Origin of the sequence: Proteus sp. G4380, assembly GCF_963885725.1 — a bacterium.
Classification (GTDB): domain Bacteria; phylum Pseudomonadota; class Gammaproteobacteria; order Enterobacterales; family Enterobacteriaceae; genus Proteus; species Proteus mirabilis.
In genome coordinates, this window is record NZ_CAWPAV010000096.1 from 21,637 (window position 1) to 27,845 (window position 6,209).

The 6,209-nt window shown below is 39.6% G+C and carries 5 protein-coding genes and 3 tRNA genes; 4 read left to right on the forward strand and 4 right to left on the reverse strand.

Going from position 1 to position 6,209, the window contains the following annotated elements; all coding sequences use genetic code 11:
• Positions 1-58 precede the first annotated feature (58 nt).
• The 4 genes from AACU98_RS08530 to AACU98_RS08545 all read left to right on the forward strand — a co-directional run bounded on the left by AACU98_RS08530 (position 59) and on the right by AACU98_RS08545 (position 1,629).
• A tRNA-His gene (locus AACU98_RS08530) sits at positions 59-134 on the forward strand.
• A gap of 22 nt (positions 135-156) precedes the next feature.
• Positions 157-243, forward strand: a tRNA-Leu gene (locus tag AACU98_RS08535).
• A 27-nt stretch (positions 244-270) separates the two neighbouring features.
• A tRNA-Pro gene (locus AACU98_RS08540) sits at positions 271-347 on the forward strand.
• A gap of 964 nt (positions 348-1,311) precedes the next feature.
• Positions 1,312-1,629 (forward strand): hypothetical protein, encoded by a 318-nt coding sequence (locus AACU98_RS08545; RefSeq protein WP_012368704.1) that lies wholly within the window; start codon positions 1,312-1,314, stop codon positions 1,627-1,629.
• A gap of 62 nt (positions 1,630-1,691) precedes the next feature.
• Here the strand turns inward: AACU98_RS08545 and hemY are convergent, their stop codons facing one another.
• Genes hemY through hemC form a run of 4 tightly spaced genes read right to left on the reverse strand, consistent with a single transcriptional unit; the run spans position 1,692 to position 5,872 of the window.
• A complete protein-coding gene (gene hemY / locus AACU98_RS08550) occupies positions 1,692-2,921 on the reverse strand; it encodes a protoheme IX biogenesis protein HemY (protein ID WP_004246334.1) in 1,230 nt (409 codons plus the stop codon).
• 4 nt (positions 2,922-2,925) lie between these two features.
• The gene (hemX, locus tag AACU98_RS08555) at positions 2,926-4,176 is read right to left on the reverse strand and encodes a uroporphyrinogen-III C-methyltransferase (RefSeq protein WP_004246333.1); all 1,251 of its coding nucleotides are present in this window, start codon (positions 4,174-4,176) and stop codon (positions 2,926-2,928) included.
• Between the two features lie 20 nt (positions 4,177-4,196).
• Entirely contained in the window at positions 4,197-4,934 is a 738-nt protein-coding gene (gene hemD, locus AACU98_RS08560; RefSeq protein ID WP_004246332.1) for a uroporphyrinogen-III synthase, read from the reverse strand.
• Entirely contained in the window at positions 4,931-5,872 is a 942-nt protein-coding gene (gene hemC / locus AACU98_RS08565; protein ID WP_161735829.1) for a hydroxymethylbilane synthase, read from the reverse strand. The genes hemD and hemC overlap by 4 nt, the downstream gene beginning before the upstream one ends.
• Between the last annotated feature and the right edge of the window lie 337 nt (positions 5,873-6,209).

Here is a 6,209-nt window from a genome sequence, read left to right on the forward strand (position 1 = left end):
GCGTGCTAAGAGTTACGGTGAAGAGCGTTGTTGTAGAAGTAGTAAGATAGCTGTTATGGTGGCTATAGCTCAGTTGGTAGAGCCCTGGATTGTGATTCCAGTTGTCGTGGGTTCGAGTCCCATTAGCCACCCCATCTTATCTTAGTTTTTGTTTATGCGAGGGTGGCGGAATTGGTAGACGCGCTAGCTTCAGGTGTTAGTGTCCTAACGGACGTGGGGGTTCAAGTCCCCCCCTTCGCACCATAAACAAGATAAGAGCAGTCATTCAGACGGCGAGTAGCGCAGCCTGGTAGCGCAACTGGTTTGGGACCAGTGGGTCGGAGGTTCGAATCCTCTCTCGCCGACCAATAAGAAAAAGCCTCGATATATATCGAGGCTTTTTTGCATTTATTATCAAGCTATTGACAGCGATATTGTCTTATTTCATTTATATTGTTGTATCTTCCTTCTGTCCTTTCTCTTTTGTCCTTTTGCTACTGTCCTAAACACAATAGACCATTTATCTATGATTCATGATTAAAGCAGGTTGTTGGCTCTTTTAGTTTAAAAAGGGAGATCATTAGGCTATTTGTTTACAGGGCAGTGTAAGTATATTAGTTAAAGATTATTAATAATTTGTATTACTGCCTGATTTTATACTACATAAAAAGAGCATCATGAGGAAATAGAATAGTTTCTGTAACATCATGAATTTAAATGAAATATTTTTTATTGTCGGTGAAAAACAACACATGGCAAATTTCATGTCGCTAAAAGGTGACATTTAACTCAATGATTTTTATATATTATATACTGGTGTTAGCTTAACTGTCGTGAAACAGAGACGAGTTGGCAAATTTATTTTTTCTTTTTTATTTAACAATAGCCTGATAAAAATACGCTCTCTGATCTTTTATATTTTAAATACGCCATACAGGCGAAGGCGCCTAAAAAATTCAATTAGTTAGTTTTATGCTGTTTGGGAATTAATTTTTTATTGGCGGAAAATACAAGTTGGCACGCTAAATGCATTACTTATCCTGTAGATGCTCATTCCACTCCTTATGACAGCATATGACTTCATAAACCTAGGAATGATGCAGAGCCGATTATCGGTGCCTACGTCCACGTTATCGATGAAACACCATTCATCACCAACAGGACGAAACGTTGAGTGAGGCACCATCCGTCTGTAGACCTGATTGTATATTTTATGCACCTGTATTTTTTAATACGGGTGTTTTTTTGTCTGTTTTTTATCTCATCCCTTTTGAATTGATAACACTATCACGCTATTATCCAGCGCAAGGGTAAATAGGGGGTAGCATCACGATGATAAATAACCAAAAAGCGTATCTTGCGCAAGAAAGGCTCTTTTTGATAGATAAGTTTGGCCCATTATTGTTTTTTTTGATCCCGCTGATCATGCTGATTATCGGTGGAAAATCATGGGCGAAGTATGTCGCTTTTCTGTGTCAGGGGATCGCACTGATTTATATCGTGGTGTTTTACCAAGCAAGAAAATATTATTTGTCATTTCAACATGAAAATAACAAAGGGATACCTTATCGTTTTTATCGTATCGCTTGGGTCTATTTATTTTTAATTTTGTGTCTTGAAGTAGTACTACTGGTTCAACACGCTTTTTAAAAGTAATAAAAAACCCTCAATTTTGTGTTTGAGGGTTTTGGTCAATAAATGAAATGATGTATTTATTGCAGTGCTTTATTTGTTTTAGGCTCGTCAAAAATAACAGAGTCTTTTTTTAACGTCATTAATAGCGCATCTTTGCGTACTTTGGCTGACTCAACTGATTTATTCTGTTTATCTAGCACATCAGCCAACCACGCAAAATCATGAACATCTGGACGCTGTTTTAATGCATTGCGAAATGCTGTTTCTGCTTGTGCCCATTGCCCTTGTTGCATGGCAATTTGACCGACGGTGCTATTGAGTAATGGTGTCGGACCATGTTGTTTAATTAGTGAGTTAAGCACTTTTAAAATTGAGTCTGGATCGCTGTTTTTTAAGCGCGGTAACAATAAGATCAGGCGTTCATCATAGTGACGTTTGATCCCATCTAAAATGATCGTCTGCGCAGTTTGCGGATCGTTGCACTCAATAAGGTGTTCTGCTAATACAAATCGTAGTCCGTTATCATGTTGGATCTTACGAGGCTGTGCCTTCCACCAATTTTTCAGTCCATCACAACCATTTTCGGACATCTTCTGTCCCATCAGCCCAATATAGGCTTGTTGACGTAATTGCTCTAATTCATCATCTGTATGTAGGGCTATTTTCTGCATTGAAGGGATGATATCAAGTAGTGCTTGCCAAGCTTCTGTACGTATATACGCAGTTTCTGCTAAGCGTAATACTTCCGGATGACGAGGCACTTGATTGAGTAATTCATCAACCCCAGTACGAGCAGCATGGTTTTCATTTTGCGCCAGTAAAATACGCACTCGGGTAATATCAACGGGTAACTGATTGGTATCAGCAAGTTCAGAAGCACGCTCCAGATGTTGCTGTACTCTAAACTCATCACCCCGTTGTTGTGCTGCTTCTGCTGCTAGTAAATAGTTTACTACAGGTTGTTCCGCATAATCGGCATTGCGGCTCATCAGCTTTTCTACTTGTTTGAAATCACCTTCCGCAAGTTTCATTAATGCTAACCGTGTTTGTTTACGTGCTCGGCTGCGTTTGCGCAAAGAGAACCAACTATAGGCTTTAGAGCCTGTACCAATAAAACGACGATAACACCAGCCAAGCAAGAGCAATATCAGTTGCAGTAGGACAAACATGATCACAAGACTGGTAACGCTAGTTTCAATATCCCAATTATCGGTTTGTATAAAGACATAACCTTGATGACCCGCTAATACAGGGCCGAAGATTATCCCTGCAATCAATACCACAAATAGGAGTAAGATCTTGAACATAAATTTATTCTCCTTGTGGTGCTACGGTTGTTGATGTCGTTGTTCCTGATGTTGCACTATCTTGTGCTGCATCAACCGCATAAGGGGCTTGTGTAGCTTCGGCATCTTTGGCTTCAACCGCTTCTGGCTGTGATGTCTCGTTTTGGGTCAGCAAATTACGGATCTGCTTTTCTACTCGTTTTTCTAACAGAGAGAGGCTTTTTAATTCTGTTGGCATTGCAAGAGTAATAGGCTGCTTTTCAAGCTCATTAATACTGTCTAAGAAAGCCGTTGTATTCGGATCGGTGGTATCAAAATAGGCGCGTACCCAAGTAGATACCGCTTCTAATGATTGTTGATAAATCTCTGTTTGATGGCGAGGTACCGCTTGAGAAGCAATTAATAAACGAGAGCGGATATTTTCTCGCAGATAAATATCTTGGTTTGGGGCTAATAGTGGAATAGCGGTACTGTCTCGACGACGGATAGTAATAAAGTCATCCATAAAGCTTTTCCAGCTTTTACTGAGGTTTTGCTTCCAGTCAGAAAGCGAGCCTGAAATGGCTTCATCATTTTTATCCATCGGTGAGCCATCACGCTCAAATCCAGATAAGCGTAGGTTATCAACCTGATTAGCTAACTGATTTAATTGTAAAATAGTACCATCATTATCAATTTTGCTCAGCGCGGCTAAGTTGCCAATATCTTCATTAATGGCGCGGCGGATGGCCAATAAGCTTGGGTCATTCATTTCTGCTAAGCTACTATCTGCACCTTTTAATAAACTTACCGCTGTGACGACATCTTGGTCATTCCATAATTTGCGCCCCGCCATTTTTACCATAAAATCAGCTTGTGCTAATAGCCAGCTCTTTACATCTGCACTTGAGATAGCAGCAAATTGCGTTTGTAAATTTTGGATTTGACGCTCAGTAACTTGGCGTTCATTTTGCAGTTTATCAATAGTGAGTTTTTGTGAGTTAAACTGACTGTCAATATTGTCAAAACGTTGTTGATAAGTATCTTGCAATTGTTGTAATTGTGCCAATTGTGATTTTAGCGATTGGTTTTCTGTACTTAGTTTAGTCGCTTGTTGAGTGGTGTAATAATAAAGACCACCACCGATTGCCAGAATAACGAGGATCGCAACGGCACTCCCTATCAAACCTGAACGCTTATTGTTTACAGGTTTTACTTCTTGATAGCGGATATCGTCATCAGCCTTTGATGTACCATTCTGCAAGTCATTTTCATTCGTATTTTTCTGTTCCGTCATATCGGCGTCTCATTTAAGTTCTATATTAATGCATGAAATAAAGCATCATTATTGGCACTTTCAGCAACGGTTATTTTTTTAAAGCCTAATGTGCTAGCTATTGTTGCTAATCGTTTACTGACCACCACTAAATGACTGTCTAACAGCCATGCTTTTTCAGATCCAGCGACTAGATAAAAGAGTTGTTGCAACATTTCGCCACTGGTGACCACAAAGGTATCCACTTGGGCATTTTTCCACTTTAGCGCAAACTCTTCAGATACATAATCAATAAATAGACGCTGATAACATTCACATTCATCAACAATTGCACCGCGTTGACGTAATGTTGTGGCAAGTAGTTCGCGACCACCATTGCCTCTTAGTAGTAGTACTCGCTTGTTTTCTATTTGTTGAAGTGAAGACAAGGCCAGTAGGTCTTCACTGGTTTCTCCAAATTCTGGATAACGTATAGAATGTCCTGTTAATTGCTGAAACTCTTCTGCGGTGCTTTGACCTATTCCATAATAGAATAGCGTATCTGGCCATGATTGTTGTAATTGATTTAGTTGCCAGTTTGCGTACCACACCGCATTTTTAGAAAGTAAAAAAAGGTAATCACCCGTACTTAGCTTATTTAATTTGTTTTCTAATATGGAAAGCTCTTTACCCGCGGCTATTTCTATTAAAGGTGCATGAAAAGCATGCTTTCCCGCATCAATTAAGCGTTGCGTAAGTTGTTCTCCTGCTGGGCTAGGACGAGTGATTAAAATACTCATATCGCTGTATTACCTTGATATACAGCGGTTAAAATCTCTCTAGCTCCTTTATCTAGTAGCTCTTCGGCAAGAGAAATACCAGCTTGCTCTGCATCTTCAGGTGATACTAAGCGTTCGCCACGTAAAATAGTTTCACCATCAGGGGAGCCAACTAATGCTCGTAGCCAAATTTTGCCGTTTTGCCAAATAGCATAACTACCAATAGGTACTTGGCAACCCCCCTCAAGGCGAGTGTTCATCGCACGTTCTGCTTTTACACAAGTTGCAGTATCTGCGTGGTTAAGGGCGGCTAATAAGGCTTGAGTATCATGATCATCTAAGCGACACTCAATGCCAACGGCACCTTGTCCTACCGCAGGAAGAGATTGTTCCGCAGACAAAGAAGAACGAATACGCTCAGTTAATTTAAGACGTTTTAAGCCCGCGACAGCAAGAATAATAGCATCATAGTCGCCATTATCGAGTTTACTTAAACGGGTTCCTACATTACCGCGTAGATCACGAATAATTAAATCGGGGCACAGTGCTTTTAATTGGCATTGGCGACGTAGGCTTGAGGTACCAACGACACTTCCGGCTGGCAGTTGTTCTAATGAATCATAATGATTAGAGACAAAGGCATCACGGGGATCTTCTCGCTCACAAATCGTCACCAATCCCAGACCTTCAGGAAAATCAATGGGGACATCTTTCATTGAATGTACGGCAATATCAGCACGAGAGCTGAGTAGTGCTAGTTCTAGCTCTTTGACAAATAACCCTTTACCACCCACTTTTGCTAATGGGGTATCTAAGATGATGTCGCCTTTCGTGACCATCGGTACTAATTCAACGACTAAGCTCGGATGAGCGATTTGTAGTTGTTCTTTAACATAAAGCGCTTGCCACATAGCAAGAGGGCTTTGGCGTGTAGCAATACGGATGGTACTTTTTGACATAATATTATTATCTCTTCCGAGCGAGTTAGCATAATTTCTGTTTATAAATAAGGCTTTGTTTTAACACTTTAAGGTTCATTTTTCCAGTTAAGGCGTGGTGTGGTAAGGAAACAATGAAACATAAAGAGGTTTTAAATCAATATTAGTGAGGTAAAAAATAAAAAAAGGGAATTACAAATAGTAAAAATCGTTATTTTTATCTTTTTACTGTTTTATATCTATATAAAAAGTGTGGTTATTTACAATATTTAAACATTAAATTAATTTATTTAACAATAGTGAGAGGAGAGAAAGGAGAGACTTACAGAATTTTCTGAACACATTGATAAAACAACCA